General features: G+C 64.9%; 11 protein-coding genes. 3 read left to right on the top strand and 8 right to left on the bottom strand.

Translation table 11 applies throughout. From position 1 onward, the window contains the following. Positions 1 to 92 precede the first annotated feature (92 nt). On the bottom strand, positions 93 to 1,721 hold the full coding sequence (locus PSAL_RS00830) for a SulP family inorganic anion transporter (RefSeq protein WP_119838638.1): 1,629 nt from the start codon (positions 1,719 to 1,721) through the stop codon (positions 93 to 95). A gap of 266 nt (positions 1,722 to 1,987) precedes the next feature. Between PSAL_RS00830 and PSAL_RS00835 the strand changes: the two genes are divergently transcribed. From PSAL_RS00835 to PSAL_RS00845, 3 genes are all read left to right on the top strand, one after another. Further along, positions 1,988 to 2,875, top strand: coding sequence for an S-methyl-5'-thioadenosine phosphorylase (locus PSAL_RS00835; protein ID WP_119838639.1), 888 nt, complete (start codon positions 1,988 to 1,990; stop codon positions 2,873 to 2,875). A 107-nt stretch (positions 2,876 to 2,982) separates the two neighbouring features. Beyond that, positions 2,983 to 3,831, top strand: a complete 849-nt coding sequence (locus PSAL_RS00840) for a M15 family peptidase (protein WP_119838640.1) — start codon at positions 2,983 to 2,985, stop codon at positions 3,829 to 3,831. Between the two features lie 107 nt (positions 3,832 to 3,938). After that, positions 3,939 to 4,469 (top strand): adenine phosphoribosyltransferase, encoded by a 531-nt coding sequence (locus PSAL_RS00845; protein WP_119838641.1) that lies wholly within the window; start codon positions 3,939 to 3,941, stop codon positions 4,467 to 4,469. Positions 4,470 to 4,684: 215 nt separating this feature from the next. Here PSAL_RS00845 and PSAL_RS00850 read toward each other — a convergent pair whose 3' ends face one another. From PSAL_RS00850 to betB, 7 genes are all read right to left on the bottom strand, one after another. Next, positions 4,685 to 6,100 carry an FAD-binding oxidoreductase gene (locus tag PSAL_RS00850; protein WP_119838642.1) on the bottom strand — a complete coding sequence of 472 codons (1,416 nt, stop codon included), beginning with the start codon at positions 6,098 to 6,100 and terminating at the stop codon, positions 4,685 to 4,687. A 33-nt stretch (positions 6,101 to 6,133) separates the two neighbouring features. After that, positions 6,134 to 8,377, bottom strand: a complete 2,244-nt coding sequence (gene ptsP / locus PSAL_RS00855; protein WP_119838643.1) for a phosphoenolpyruvate--protein phosphotransferase — start codon at positions 8,375 to 8,377, stop codon at positions 6,134 to 6,136. Between the two features lie 233 nt (positions 8,378 to 8,610). Beyond that, positions 8,611 to 9,849 carry an aspartate kinase gene (locus PSAL_RS00860; protein ID WP_119838644.1) on the bottom strand — a complete coding sequence of 413 codons (1,239 nt, stop codon included), beginning with the start codon at positions 9,847 to 9,849 and terminating at the stop codon, positions 8,611 to 8,613. Between the two features lie 136 nt (positions 9,850 to 9,985). Beyond that, on the bottom strand, positions 9,986 to 10,426 hold the full coding sequence (locus PSAL_RS00865) for a DUF1178 family protein (RefSeq protein ID WP_119838645.1): 441 nt from the start codon (positions 10,424 to 10,426) through the stop codon (positions 9,986 to 9,988). 210 nt (positions 10,427 to 10,636) lie between these two features. Next, positions 10,637 to 11,146 carry an NUDIX hydrolase gene (locus tag PSAL_RS00870; RefSeq protein WP_231388570.1) on the bottom strand — a complete coding sequence of 170 codons (510 nt, stop codon included), beginning with the start codon at positions 11,144 to 11,146 and terminating at the stop codon, positions 10,637 to 10,639. Between the two features lie 244 nt (positions 11,147 to 11,390). After that, positions 11,391 to 13,061 carry a choline dehydrogenase gene (betA, locus tag PSAL_RS00875; RefSeq protein WP_119838646.1) on the bottom strand — a complete coding sequence of 557 codons (1,671 nt, stop codon included), beginning with the start codon at positions 13,059 to 13,061 and terminating at the stop codon, positions 11,391 to 11,393. Beyond that, the gene (betB, locus tag PSAL_RS00880; RefSeq protein WP_119838647.1) at positions 13,061 to 14,536 is read right to left on the bottom strand and encodes a betaine-aldehyde dehydrogenase; all 1,476 of its coding nucleotides are present in this window, start codon (positions 14,534 to 14,536) and stop codon (positions 13,061 to 13,063) included. The genes betA and betB overlap by 1 nt, the downstream gene beginning before the upstream one ends. Positions 14,537 to 14,538: the final 2 nt, after the last annotated feature.

Genomic DNA, 14,538 nt, shown 5'->3' on the forward strand with positions numbered 1-14,538 from the left:
GGCCGGAAATACTCCGGGGGAGCGCAGGCCGACCCCGTCGAGGGGACGGCCTGCGCGGGGGCAGAGCCCCCGGCCCCCCGGCGCCCGTGACCTCAGTGACCGCCCAGAATGCCGGTGCGCACACCGTAATCCACGGCCAGCTCGTATTCGGGGTCGTCCGAACTGTCGACCATCAGATGCCCGGCCTTCTTCAGCAGGTCATGGCACGCCCGGCTGAGATGGCGCAGCTGGATCTTCTTGCCTGCGGCTTCATATTTCGCCGCGATGGATTCGATGGCCTGCAGGGCGGATTGATCCACCACGCGGCTCGCCTGGAAGTCGATGATCACCAGCGACGGATCGCCCGTCACGTCGAACAGTTCGATAAAGCCATCGGTCGAGCCGAAGAACAGCGGGCCGTTGACCTGGTAGACCTTGGCGCCTTCGTCAGAGACATAGGTTTGCGCATGGATCCGGCGCGCGTTGTTCCAGGCATAAGCCAGGGCCGAGACGATGACACCGATGACCACAGCCGTTGCGAGGTCCGTCAGCACTGTCACGATTGTCACCAGCACGATGACCACGGCATCGGTCAGCGGCACCCGGCGCATGATCTTGAAGCTGTTCCAGGCAAAGGTCCCGATCACCACCATGAACATCACGCCGACCAGCGCGGCGAGGGGGATCTGCTCGATCAGCGGGGCGCCGAACAGGATGAAACTCAGCAGGCAGAGCGCCGCGAAGATCCCGGCGATCCGCGTCCGCCCGCCTGAATTCACGTTGATCATCGACTGGCCGATCATGGCGCAGCCGCCCATGCCGCCGAACAGGCCGGTCACCACATTGGCGGTCCCCTGGGCCACGCATTCCTGGCTAGCGCCGCCGCGCTGGCCGGTGATCTCGCCCACCAGATTCAGGGTCAGCAGGCTTTCGATCAGACCCACGGCGGCCATGATGACCGCATAAGGTAGCACGATATGCAGGGTTTCCCAGGTGAAGGGCACCATGGGAATATGGAAGCTCGGCAGCCCGCCCGCGATCGAGGCCATGTCGCCGACACGCGGCACGTCGAGCCCGAAGAGGATGACGAGGAAGGCGGTGATCCCGATGCCCGCCAGCGGGGCGGGAATGATCCGCGTCAGCTTGGGGGTGAAGTGGATGATCGCCATGGTCAGCGCCACAAGGCCCAGCATCAACATCAGCGGCCCGCCGGACAGCCATTCACCGCCCGAGGTCCCGTGACCGGACACCTCGGCCGTGCCGGGCACCTTGAATTGCGTCAGCTGCGCCAGGAAGATCACGATGGCCAGCCCGTTGACGAAGCCCAGCATCACCGGGTGCGGCACCAGCCGGATGAACTTGCCCCAGCGCATGAAGCCGACGAAGATCTGGATGACCCCCATGACAACCACGGCGGCGAACAGGTATTCGGCTCCGTGCTGGGCGACAAGTGCAACGATCACCACGGCAATCGCCCCGGTCGCACCCGAGATCATGCCGGGCCGCCCACCCAGGATCGCCGTGACCAGCCCGATGATGAAGGCGGCGTAAAGCCCGACCAGCGGGTTGACCCCGGCGACAAAGGCAAAGGCCACCGCTTCGGGAACCAGCGCCAGCGCGACCGTCAACCCGGACAGCAGTTCGATCCGCACCCGGTCAAGGCTCAGCCCTTCGGTGGGGGATAGCCGGAGATCCGGCAGGGTGATCCGCTCGGCAAAATCCGAGAAGGAGGGCTTGGGCATATGATGTCCTGCGCGCTTGGGATGAAATTTTGGTGTCGCGCTCCGATAGCGCGTTTGCCCCATCGCGGCAAGACAGGGGGGCATTTCGCGCGCGCCTGCGGTCTTGCTGGGCGTCGCGGGGCGACGTTCGGGGGGCAATCGGGGCCGCTGCGCGCAATCCCGTTGCAGCGCGCGCATGGGCACGGCAGGTTTCCCCGCAGGGCGTGACCCTGCGGTTCAGCGCCGCGACAGGCCCGAATGGCGGCAACAGGACAGGAGACCGGGCGATGACGGAAACCATGCTGGCGGTGATCGGCGGATCGGGGCTCTATGATATCGACGGGCTGCAAGACGCCCGCTGGCAGGCGGTGGACAGCCCCTGGGGCGCGCCTTCGGATGACATTCTGACCGGCACGCTCGACGGGATAAAGCTGGCCTTCCTGCCGCGCCACGGCCGTGGGCATGTGCATTCCCCGACCGACGTGCCCTACCGCGCCAATATCGACGCGCTGAAGCGGATCGGGGTGACCCATGTACTTTCGGTCTCAGCCTGCGGATCCTTCCGCGAGGCGATGGCGCCGGGGGATTTCGTCATCGTCGATCAATATATCGACCGCACGGTGCTGCGCGAAAAAAGCTTTTTCTCCAGCGGGATGACGGTCCATGTCTCGATGGCGCACCCGGTTTGCGCCGATCTGGCTGCCGCTGCCGCCGAGGCCGCGCGCAAGACCGGGGTCACGGTGCATGACGGCGGCTGCTATCTGGCGATGGAGGGGCCGCAGTTCTCGACCCTGGCGGAAAGCCGCATGTACCGGGAAAGCTGGGGGTGCGACGTGATCGGCATGACCAACATGCCCGAGGCCAAGCTGGCCCGGGAAGCCGAGCTGCATTATGCCTCGGTCGCCATGGTCACGGATTACGACAGCTGGCATCCCCAGCACGGCGAGGTCGATATCAAGCAGATCGTCGCGGTGCTGAAGGGAAATGCCGCCCGTGCCCGCAGCATGGTGGCGCATCTGGCGGGCGCGATGGCGGACCTGCCGGCGGCAGGCTGTGCCACGGGTTGCGATCACGCGCTTGATTTCGCGGTGCTGACCGCGCCGGAAAAGCGTGATCCGGCCCTGAAGGCCAGGCTGGATGCGGTGGCGGGCCGGGTGATCGACGCGCCGCGATAAGGCGGGGCGGGGGCCTGCCCGAGGGTAGGGTTTACCTTACGTTACCCGCGCGCACCGCAATGTTACCCTGGGTCATATTTCAGAATGTGACTCAGGGAGTTGTCCGCATGACCAAGGCTCAGATCCGACTTCTGCAAGGCAAATTGACCAGGCTCGGGCTATACGATGGCGCGATAGACGGGGTGGCCGGCCCCATGACGCTGGCGGCCTTGCCCGCCTGTTTCGCCGCTATGAACCAGCTTGCCCCGCCCGATTTCGCGAGGTGGGGCAAGTCGCGCCGCTGCATCGCCGCCATGCAGGCCTATGCCCTGTCCGAAGCGATCGACGCCGGGGTGATCGACGGCCTCTGGGGGCCGCAAACTGATTTTGCCATCATGGCGCTGGCGCAAAAGGTGGCAACCGGTCAGGTTCGTCAGTTCAACGATGAAGGCCCGGACGAGATCCGCAATCCGGCAGGCTTTCCCGATGAAACGCGGTCTCAGGCCGAGCTTGTGGCCTTCTACGGCCCCGCTGGCACGGCGGACGGCCGCATCCGCCCGCCGCTGGTCAGGGTGCCGCTGCCCTGGAAGATGAAACTGGCCTGGGCCAAACATCAGACGCGCAGTTTCCTCTGGGCTCACGAAAAATGCGCCGAGAGCCTGGTCAGGGTGCTCGCCCGCGTCGATGCCCTTTATGCGCCGGCGCAGAAAACCGACCTTGGCCTCGACCTGTTCGGCGGCGATTACGCGCCCCGCCTGATGCGCGGGGCGGACCGGGCCTCGCTGCATTCCTGGGGCATCGCGTTTGATTTCGACCCCGCCCGCAACCGCCTGCGGGACAACCTCTTCGAGGCGCGACTGGGCCAGCCCGACGCGATCCCCTTCTGGGAAGCCTGGGAAGCCGAAGGTTGGTGCAGCCTGGGCCGTGTGCGCAATTACGACTTCATGCATGTGCAGGCCGCCCACCGGGCCTATTGAGTCTTCGGGGCATTCCCCAAAGTCGTGCCGACGATTTTCGGGTGACAAACCGGTCGCGCCTTGGCACCAAGGCGCGATATTGCCCTTGCCCGAAAGGACCTGCCCCCGTGAAGACCGTCAGGGACTACATCCGTACCATTCCCGATTTCCCCCACGAAGGAATCCTGTTCCGGGACGTGACCACGTTGTTCGCGGACCCGCGCGGGTTGCGTCTGGCGGTGGATCAACTGCTGCATCCCTATGCCGGCGCGCCCATCGACAAGGTCGTCGGGCTCGAGGCGCGCGGCTTCATCCTTGGCGGGGCCATTGCGCACCAGTTGGGCAAGGGGTTCGTCCCGATCCGCAAGAAGGGCAAGCTGCCGGGGCCGACCATCGGGGAAAGCTATACGCTGGAATACGGCGAAGCCTCGGTCGAGATCCACAATGATGCCATCCAGCCCGGCGAAAAGATCCTGCTGGTCGATGATCTGCTGGCCACCGGCGGCACCGCCGAGGCGGGGATCAAGCTGATCGAACGGCTGGGCGGAGAGATCCTTGGCTGCGCCTTCATCATCGACCTGCCGGATCTGGGCGGTCGGGACAAACTTGTCGAAATGGGCATGAACATTCACAGCCTCTGTACCTTCGAGGGTCTTTGACGGGGCCCTGTGGCGGGCCGCCATGGAAGAGGAGGTTCGTCCGTAGGTGTTCGAATTTTCGCGCGGCGTAAGGGACCCTTAAAGGACGGCTTGCTAGGAATGGATCACCGGCCGCAAGGCCGCGTCTGCTTGCACGGCTCCTGACGGAGCCACATGCGCCCTGCCATTGTCCCCCTCGGCAGGGCGCACCCTTTTCCGGCCCTGCAATGCCGGTGTCAGGTCAGCACGGCACCGGGGTTCAGGATGCCATTGGGATCGAACAGGGCCTTGATGCCGCGCATCATTTCCAGCTTTACCGGATCGCCATAGCGCGCAAGATCCGGGGCCTTCAGCCGCCCGATGCCATGTTCGGCGCTGATTGACCCGCCATAGGCCACCACCAGATCATGGATGACTTTCATGATCCGCAGTTTCTGACCCGCGTAGTCTGCTCTGTCATGTCCCTTTGGCGGGAAGACGTTGTAATGCAGGTTGCCGTCGCCCAGATGGCCAAAGCAGTTCAGCCGATAGGGACCAAGGGCTGCGATCTGTGCGCGGCCCTCGTCGATGAAGGCGGGCAGGGCGCGGATCGGCACCGAGATGTCGTGGCTCGAGATTGACCCCACGAGGCGGTTCGCCTCGGGGATGGCTTCGCGCAGGCGCCAGAAATCCACCGCCTGGGCCTCGTTCTGGGAAATCAGGCCATCGCTGACCAGCCCGGCCTCGAAACCTTCGGCAAAGATCGTCTCCATCACCGTTTCGGCGTCCGAGAACAGGCCAAGGTCGACCAGCACCATCCAGTCCGGGGCGGGATCGAACAGGCGGCGGGTGTCCGGCATTGTCTCTGCCAGGAAATCAAGGCCCACCCCCGAGATCAATTCGAAGGCCGAGATCCCGTCGCCGGCATGGCCCCGCGCCAGTGCCAGCAGATCCAGCGCCTGCGCGGGTGACCCCGTGACCATCAGCGCCACGGACCGGCTGCGCGGGCGGGGGAACAGCTTGAACGTGGCGGCGGTGATGACCCCCAGCGTGCCTTCCGAGCCGATCATGAGGTTGCGCAGGTCATAGCCGGTGTTGTCCTTGCGCAGCCCGGTCAGGGTGTTCATCACGCGGCCATCGGCCAGGACCGCCTCGACCCCGAGGCAAAGTTCGCGCGCATTGCCATAGCGCAGCACATTGGCCCCGCCGGCATTGGTGCCCAGCACCCCGCCGACGCGGGCCGAGCCCTGCGCGCCGAAGCTGAGAGGGAACAGGCGATCTGCGTCAAGCGCGGCATTTTGCAGGTCCTCGATCACCACGCCGGCCTCGACCGTGGCGACATTGCCCACCGTGTCGATGCTGCGGATGCGGTTCATCCGTTCCAGTGTCAGCACCAGTGGGGTGGGGCCGTCGGGCATGATCTGACCGCCGCACAGGCTGGTGCCGCCACCATAGGGGATCACGGGCACGCGGGCGGCATTGGCAGCGGCCAGGATCGTCGCCACCTCTGTTGTGGAGCCGGGGGCCAGGACCAGTTCTGCATGACCCTTCCAGACGCCGCGGGGTTCGCGGTTGTAGGGCGCGGGATCGGCCCGAAAAGCGGCCTGCGGCAGTTGGGCGCGCAATTGCGTCGTCAGGGTAGTGTCGGCGGGGGACAGCGGCGGAATGGTCATGGCCGGTTGGGTCTTTCGAAGGGCCGGGCCGGGTCAGCCGACAAGGCGCAGATGGGCATTGACGGCCTCGCGCACCGATTGCTCTCCGCGTTCGGCGGCGGCTTCGATGACGGCGCGGACCTCGGCCAGGTCGACCTTCAGCAGCAGGCTTTTCACCGGTCCGATGGAGGCCGGGCGCATCGACAGGGCATGCAGGCCCATGGCGGCCAGGCAGACGGCCTCTACCGGGCGGCCCGCGTCTTCGCCACAGAAGCTGAGCGGGGTGCCGGTTTCCTCGCAACGCTCGACGATGCGTTGCAGGAAGGTCAGGAAGGAAACGTTCAGCGTGTCGTAGCGTTTGCGGACCCGTTCGTTTTCGCGGTCCGCGGCAAAGAAGAACTGCTTGAGGTCATTGCCGCCGATCGAGACAAATTGCACTTCCTCGAAGAACTGGCGCGGGGCGAAGGCGAGGCTGGGCGTTTCCAGCATGGCGCCGATTTCCAGCGATGAAGGCAATGCGTGACCCAGGATACGTTCGCGTGCCAGCGCCTTGTCCATCTCGGCGCGGGCCGCCTTGAATTCCTCGTATTGCGCGACAAAGGGGAACATTACCGACAGAGGGCGGCCATTGGCGGCCCGGATCAGCGCCTGCAGCTGCATCCGCATGACGCCGGGCTTGTCCAGCCCGACGCGGATCGCCCGCCAGCCGAGCGCCGGGTTGGGTTCATCCGTCTTCTTCATGTAGCTCAGGACCTTGTCCGAGCCGATGTCGAGCGTGCGGAACACGACCCGCCGGCCGCCAGCATTGTCCAGCACATGAGCATAGAGCTTGGAGAGCTCCGACCGGGTCGGCATCTTGTTGCGGATCAGGAACTGAAGCTCGGTCCGGAACAGACCGACGCCTTCGGCCCCCGACCCTTCGAGAGACGGCAGATCGGCCATCAGACCGGCGTTCATGGTCAGAGAGATCCGCGTGCCGCAACTGGTCACCGCCGGCGTGTCGCGGATCGAGGCATAGCGTTGCTGCGCTTCGGCCTGCATCGCGATCTTGTCGCGGAAGGCGCTGACGACCGTGTCCTCGGGGCGCAGATGGGCCAGACCGTTGTCGCCATCGACCATGATCAGGTCACCGTTCAGGGCCTCGGTCGTGATGTTGGACGCATGGATGATCAGCGGGATCGCCAGGGCGCGGGCGACGATGGCCGCGTGACTGCCGACAGAGCCTTGTTCCAACACGATGCCGCGCAGCGTGCGCCCGTAATCCAGCAGCTCCGCCGGGCCGATGTTGCGGGCCACGAGGATCGGATCGACCGGGATCTCGGCACCGGTCTCCTTGCCCTGGCCGGTCAGGATGCGCAGCAGGCGGTTGGACAGGTCGTCCAGATCATGCAGCCGTTCCCGCAGATAATGATCCGCGGCGCTGGTCAGCCGGATGCGGGCGGCGGTCTGTTCCTTTTCAACGGCGGCTTCTGCGGACAGGCCGACATCGATGTCCTCTTCCATGCGGCGCATCCAGCCCTTGGAATTGGCGAACATCCGGTAGGTTTCCAGCACTTCGAGCTGATCCGCATCGCCCTGGCTGGCGGTGGCCAGCATCTTGTCGACCCCGACGCGCAACTGTTCGACGGCCTCGTGCAGGCGTTCACGTTCGCGGACCGGATCATCCGCGATCGGGTTGGTGATGACCACGCGGGGTTCATGAAGCCAGACGTGCCCTTCGGCGGCGCCTTCCTGAGCGCAGGCGCCGCGGAACATCACCGGCTTGGTATGGCGCTTGGTCATCGGGGCGTTGTCGCCGACGAAGGCGCCAAGCTCGGCCATCTCGGCCAGCACCATGGCGACAACTTCCAGGGCATAGATCTCGTCGTCGGAATACTTGCGCGCGGTCCTGGATTGCACCACCAGCACGCCAAGGGTCTCGCCAAGCCGCTGGATCGGCACGCCGCCGAAGGAAGAATATATCTCTTCCCCGGTTTCCGGCATGAAACGGAAGCCCTGTTCCTTGGGCGCGTCGGCGGTGTTGATGACATTGCCGGTGCGCGCCACCCGCCCGACCAGGCCTTCGCCAAGGCGCATACGGGTTTCATGGACTGCACTGGGGTTCAGCCCTTCGGTGGCGCAGAGTTCCAGGGTCTCGGCATCGCGGAACAGGTAGACCGAGCAGACCTCGGTCAGCATGGAATTTGCAATCAGCCCGGTGATCCGGTCAAGCCGCGCCTGGCCATGCCCGTCCTCGGCCATGACTTCGCGCAACCGCCCGAGCATCTTGCGGCTATCGGTCTGATTCTCGTCGCCCATTTCGCGGCTCCCATGTCTTCCGGCGCCGGGACTGAATAGACCACAACGGATCGTGAAGCGAAATGGCTAAGTGACGCGGGATCGCATCGGTTGCGGCGGATTGGTGCGTATCGGGGGGAAGGGGAGCCGCCACACTTGGGGCAGCTGGCCTCAATTCACCCCGGAGTATTTTCGACAGGGTGCCGTCAGGGCCGCGGCCGGTGAGGGCCGCGGCTAGGGTCATGGCGGCCCGGTCAGGCGGATTTTTCGAGGCCGAAGGCGTCGTGCAGGGCCTGAACGGCCAGTTCGAGGTACTTGCGGTCGATCAGGACCGAGATCTTGATTTCCGAGGTCGCGATGACCTTGATGTTGATGCCTTCGTCCGACAGCGTCTGGAACATCCTGGCCGCCACGCCGGATTGCGAGCGCATGCCGATCCCGACGGCAGAAAGCTTGCAGACGCCGGTATCGGCGACAAGTTCCGCGAACTTCAGATCGCCACGGGTCTGGGCGTCCGCCATGGCTTTTTCGGCCCGTTTCACCTGGTCGATGGGGCAGGAGAAGGTCATGTCGGTCAGCCCATCTTCGGCGATGTTCTGAATGATCATGTCGACGTTGATCCCCGCCTCGGAAAGCGGGCCGAAGATGGCGGCGGCGATGCCGGGCCGGTCCTCGACCGAGACCAGGGTCATTTTCGCTTCGTCACGCGAAAAGGCGATACCGTTGACGACGTTGGATTCCATGATGTCCTCCTCGGCACAGACAAGGGTGCCGGCAGTGTCGGATTGTTCCTCGAAACTGGAAAGAACCCGCAGTTTGACGTTATAGCGCATCGCCAGTTCGACCGAGCGGGTCTGCAGGACCTTGGCGCCGAGCGAGGCCAGTTCGAGCATTTCCTCGAAGGCGATCCGGTCGAGCTTGCGGGCCTTGTCGCAGACGCGGGGGTCGGTGGTGTAGATCCCGTCGACATCCGTGTAGATGTCGCAGCGTTCGGCATCAAAGGCGGCGGCAAAGGCGACGGCGGTGGTGTCAGATCCCCCCCGGCCGAGGGTGGTGATGCGGCCTTCGGGCGAGACGCCCTGGAAGCCGGCGACCACGGCGACCTTCATGCCTTCGGCGAATTTCGCCATGATGTTTTCGGGGGGGATTTCCTCGATCCGAGCGGCGCTGTGGGCGGAGTTGGTCTTCAGCGGCACCTGCCAGCCCTGCCAGGACCGTGCGGGCACGTCCATTTCCTGCAAGGTCAGGGCCATCAGCCCGGCGGTGACGTTTTCGCCCGAGGAAACAACCGCGTCATATTCGCGTGCGTCATACATGGGCGAGGTTTCGTTCACCCAGCCGACCAGTTCATTGGTCTTGCCCGACATGGCCGAGACGATGACGATCACGTCATAGCCCTTGGCCACTTCGACGCCGACGCGCTTTGCCGCGCGGCGGATACGGTCGAGATTGGCGACGGATGTGCCGCCGAACTTCATTACGAGAACAGGCATATGTGTCTTCGCCCAGGTCCAGACTTCGGATTGCGGGGGGTTTACGCGCAGTCCGCGAGGGGCGCAAGCGGGCAATGACAGAGCAGGGACAGGGTGGGGGTGGCGCGCAGGGCGATCAGCGGGTCGCGCTGCCGCGTCAGTTGGTCTTGCGGCGCGGGGTGAAGGGCAGGGGCAGGACCGGGACGCCGTCTTCCAGAAGGGCGCGGGCTTCTTCGGGGCGGGCTTCGCCGTAGATGGCGCGTCCGGGCTTTGCGCCGTCGTGGATCTCGCGCGCCTGACGGGCGAAATCCTTGCCCACGTAATCGGCGGTTGCCTCGACCTTGCGACGCATCTCGGCCATTGCCTGTTCGGCCTGAAGTTGAGCCGCTTCGGTCTGAAGCGGATTGGAGCCGGGCGCGGCGTCGTCCCCGCGCGAAGTCTGCACACGCGGGGCCATCGGGGCCTTGTCGACATGCGCCGAGCCGCAGATGGCGCAGGTGATCATGCTGGCACCCTGAAGCTTTTCAAAGGCTTCGGACGATTGGAACCAGCTGTCAAAGCGGTGGTCCCGGTCACATTTCAGGGAAAACTGGATCATCGCGGCGCGGCGCCTGCCTGTCTTGCTATGGATGCCTGGCCCCTGGACGGGGCATGGGGCGGAACGGCCGCCCTTGCATATCACATAATTCCCGCAGGGCCGGATGCAAGCCTTGTCGCTGACGCGAGGTCTGGCGCGGGCGCCGGTGCCACCAAAACAGGCCGGGGTACCAACTGGGCGTCGGGATCGTCCGACGGGGGGCGACACGGCCTAGAAGCTGACGGCCTCGGGGTCGAACTGGCGCAGCAATTGGGCCAGTTCGGGTTCATCCACAAGGCGCGCGGCCTTCTTGCGCGACACCCATTTGCGGCGGCGCTGGCCGGCTTCGGGGAACTGGCGTTTCAGGTGGTCGACCTCGACCGGGTAGACAACGCAGCGGCAGGGCAGGGCGGCCCCGTCATCCAGCATCTTGTCATAGCCATAGGTGCCAAGTGCTTCGTCGGAGACACGGCCCGAAACGCCGGCCTCTTCATAGGCTTCGCGCAGGGCGGCGTTTGCCGGCGAGCGGTTTTTCATCGGCCAGCCCTTGGGCAGGATCCATCGTCCGGTACCGCGCGAGGTGATCAGCAGGATTTCGGGGCGGTCCTTGACCATGCGATAGGTCAGGGCCGCATATTGGGCATGGCTGCCTTGCAAGCAAGCGGCTTGGGGCGGCGAAGTCATCGTGAGATGTGCCACGCCCTGAACGTCGGGTTCGATCAATTCCGCCTGTGCTGTCACGCTTGCCTGCCTCTCCTCACTTCGAAACTGCCCCGTTTTTCCACCCCACGAGGGGCTGACCGGGATCTTGCGTTGAACTCCACATGTAGTGGAATCCTTATCAGTCGAGAGATTGAGGGCGTTTTATGAAAAATTCATTAACAATTGTGGCCAATCCCGCCGGCGCCGGGCCGTGGTGGCATAAAAACAAGCGGGCCGGGACGATTTTGCCCCGACCCGCCTGATATTGCAGCAGTCAAGGGGATCAGCGGTCCGAGACCTGCCAGCGCGGATTGATCCAGGGCGCAACGTTTTCAGCCGCCAGGGGGGCCTTGCCAAGGATGTGATCCGACGCCTTTTCGCCCACCATGATCGAGGGCCCGTTGAGGTTGCCATTGGTGATGCGCGGGAAGATCGAACTGTCCGCCAGCCGCAGGCCCTCGACCCCGATCACGCGGCATTCCGGGTCCACGACGGCCATGGGATCATCAGCACGTCCCATGCGGGCGGTGCCGCAGGGGTGATAGGCGCTTTCGGCATGTTCGCGGATATGATCGTCCAGGGCGGCGTCGCTTTGGGCGGCATCTCCCGGCATGATCTCTTTTCCGCGATAGGGGTCAAAGGCTTGCTGGCCGAAGATCTCGCGCGTCAGACGGATGCAGCGCCGGAAATCCTCCCAGTCGCTGTCTTGTGACATGTAATTGAAGAAGATGCGCGGGTCCTCGCGCGGGTCGGCCGATTTCAGCGTCACCTCGCCCCGGCTTTCCGACCGCATCGGCCCCACATGGGCCTGGAAACCGTGGCCTTCAGCGGCGGCCTTGCCATCATAGCGTACGGCTATGGGCAGGAAATGGTACTGGATGTCGGGATATTCGACCCCGGCTTTCGAGCGCAGGAAGGCCGCGCTTTCGAACTGGTTAGAGGCCCCGAGCCCGCGTTTGGTCAGCAGCCATTGCGCGCCGGAGATCGCCTTGCCCCAGAGGTTCCAGTGCTTGTAGAGCGTGATCGGCTGGGTTGCGGCCTGCTGGATGTAAAGCTCCAGATGGTCTTGCAGGTTCTGGCCGACACCGGCGCGATTGGCGACGACCTCGATCCCGTGGTCGCGCAGATGGGCGGCGGGGCCGATGCCCGACAGCATCAGCAGCTTGGGCGAATTGATCGAACTGGCGGCGATGATGACCTCGCGCCGGGCGCGGATCACTTCGATGCGGCCGCGGCGTTCGACCTCAACCCCGACAGCGCGGCCCTGTTCGATCACCACGCGACGGGCAAGGCAGCGGATCAGCTGAAGGTTCTCGCGCTTCAGCGCCGGTTTCAGATAGGCATTGGCCGTGGACCAGCGGCGGCCCTTCCAGACCGTCTGCTCCATCGGGCCGAAGCCTTCCTGTTTCTCGCCGTTGTAATCCTCGGTCAGCTCGAAGCCGGCCTGGGCGCCGGCCTGCACGAAGGCGTCGAACAGCGGGTTTTCCCGGGGGCCGCGCCCCACGTGCAGCGGGCCTTCGGTGCCGCGCCAGGCAGGGTCGCCGCCATGGCCGCCGTCATGCCAGTTCTCCATCCGTTTGAAATAGGGCAGCACATCGGCATAGCCCCAGCCGGCTGCGCCCTGATCGGCCCAATGGTCGAAATCGCGTGCGTGACCGCGCACATAGACCATCCCGTTGATCGAGGACGACCCCCCGATCACCTTGCCGCGCGGGGTCACCAGGCGGCGCCCGCCCAGCCCTGGTTCGGGTTCGGACTGAAAGCCCCAGTCATAGCGGGCCATGTTCATCGGGTAGGACAGCGCGGCGGGCATCTGGATGAAGGGACCCGCATCACTGCCGCCGAATTCCAGCACGATGACGCGGTTCTTGCCATCCTCGCTAAGGCGCGACGCCATCACCGAACCGGCAGAGCCGGAACCGATGATGACGAAATCCGCTTCGGTGGCAGACATCAGAAGGGTGCCTCGACATCGCCGGTCGCCACGTAGACCGATTTAACCTGGCTGTAATGTTCCAGCGCCGCGCGGGAGTTTTCGCGCCCCACACCCGACAGCTTCACCCCGCCGAAGGGGGCTTCGACCGGGGTCAGGTTGTATTCGTTGATCCAGCAGGTGCCCGCTTCCAGCGCGGCAACCATACGGTGCGCGCGCTTCATGTCGGCGGTAAAGACCCCGGCGGCCAGGCCGAATTCGGTGGCATTGGCGCGGGCCGTGACCTCGGCTTCGTCGCTGAAGGACAGGATGGACAGGACCGGGCCGAAGATTTCCTCGCGCGCGATGGTCATCCCGTCCGTGACGCCGCCGAAGATCGTCGGCTCGATCCAGTAGCCGGGACCGTCGGGGCAAGTCCCGCCCAGAAGAAGCTGCGCGCCCTCCTGCTGACCGATGCGGACGTAGTTCAGCACCTTCTGGCGCTGATCGTCCGTGATCATCGGGCCGATGGTGGTCTCGGGGTCGAGCGGGTCGCCGATGCGGGCGTTGCGGGTGCGTTCGACCAGCCGGTCGGTAAAGGGTTTCACCATCGCCTCCTGCACGAAGACGCGGGTGCCGTTGGAGCAGATCTGGCCGGTGGAATAGAAGTTGGCGTTGATCGCCGCGCTGACCGCGTTTTCAAGGTCCGCGTCGTCGAAGATGACCAGGGGGGATTTGCCGCCCAGCTCCATGGTCACATGGCGGATGTTTCCGGCCGCTGCAGCATAGACCTTGCGCCCCGTCGGGACGGAGCCGGTCAGCGAGACCTTGTCGACCCGTGCATCGGTCACCAGGGCCGCGCCGACGTCGCCATAGCCGTTGACGACGTTGAACAGCCCCTTGGGCGCGCCTGCCTCGACAAAGATCTCGGCCAGTTTCAGCGCGCAAAGTGGCGTGACTTCGGAAGGTTTGAAGACCATGGCATTGCCGCAGGCCAGTGCCGGGGCTGCCTTCCAGCAGGCGATCTGGGTCGGGTAGTTCCAGGCCCCGATCCCGACGCAAAGGCCAAGCGGTTCGCGGATCGTATAGACGAAGTCGCCCCCCGCACCGCCGAAATGCATGGTTTCGCCGGTCAGAGACGCGGCAATACCGCCGAAGAATTCCAGCGCATCGGCGCCCGAGCTTGCATCGGCCACCCGCGTTTCCTGGATCGGCTTGCCGGTGTCGATGGTCTCAAGCTGTGACAGCGCTTCGTTGCGATCGCGCAGGATGTCGGCAACCCGGCGAAGCACGCGGCCACGGGCCACGGGGGGCAGGGCGGCCCATTCCGCTTGTGCGCGTTTGGCCGAGGCCAGCGCCTGTTCTATCACCGCAGGGGTGGCTGAATGCAGGGTCGCGACGACCTCGCCGGTGGCAGCATAGCGGCACAGGATTTCCCGGCCCGCCTTGTCTTCGACATGGGCGCCATCGATGAAGTGGCTGCCCTGCGGCTGGATGGTTTGCTGGATGGTGTCCATGG

Source organism: Pseudooceanicola algae, from assembly GCF_003590145.2.
In the GTDB taxonomy this organism is placed as follows: Bacteria; Pseudomonadota; Alphaproteobacteria; order Rhodobacterales; family Rhodobacteraceae; genus Pseudooceanicola; species Pseudooceanicola algae.

Coding starts and splice junctions, on each gene's coding strand:
- PSAL_RS00830 (WP_119838638.1), bottom strand. CDS start 1,721: ATGCCCAAGCCCTCCTTCTCGGATTTTGCCGAGCGGATCACCCTGCCG.
- PSAL_RS00835 (WP_119838639.1), top strand. CDS start 1,988: ATGACGGAAACCATGCTGGCGGTGATCGGCGGATCGGGGCTCTATGAT.
- PSAL_RS00840 (WP_119838640.1), top strand. CDS start 2,983: ATGACCAAGGCTCAGATCCGACTTCTGCAAGGCAAATTGACCAGGCTC.
- PSAL_RS00850 (WP_119838642.1), bottom strand. CDS start 6,100: ATGACCATTCCGCCGCTGTCCCCCGCCGACACTACCCTGACGACGCAA.
- ptsP (WP_119838643.1), bottom strand. CDS start 8,377: ATGGGCGACGAGAATCAGACCGATAGCCGCAAGATGCTCGGGCGGTTG.
- PSAL_RS00860 (WP_119838644.1), bottom strand. CDS start 9,849: ATGCCTGTTCTCGTAATGAAGTTCGGCGGCACATCCGTCGCCAATCTC.
- PSAL_RS00865 (WP_119838645.1), bottom strand. CDS start 10,426: ATGATCCAGTTTTCCCTGAAATGTGACCGGGACCACCGCTTTGACAGC.
- betA (WP_119838646.1), bottom strand. CDS start 13,061: ATGTCTGCCACCGAAGCGGATTTCGTCATCATCGGTTCCGGCTCTGCC.
- betB (WP_119838647.1), bottom strand. CDS start 14,536: ATGGACACCATCCAGCAAACCATCCAGCCGCAGGGCAGCCACTTCATC.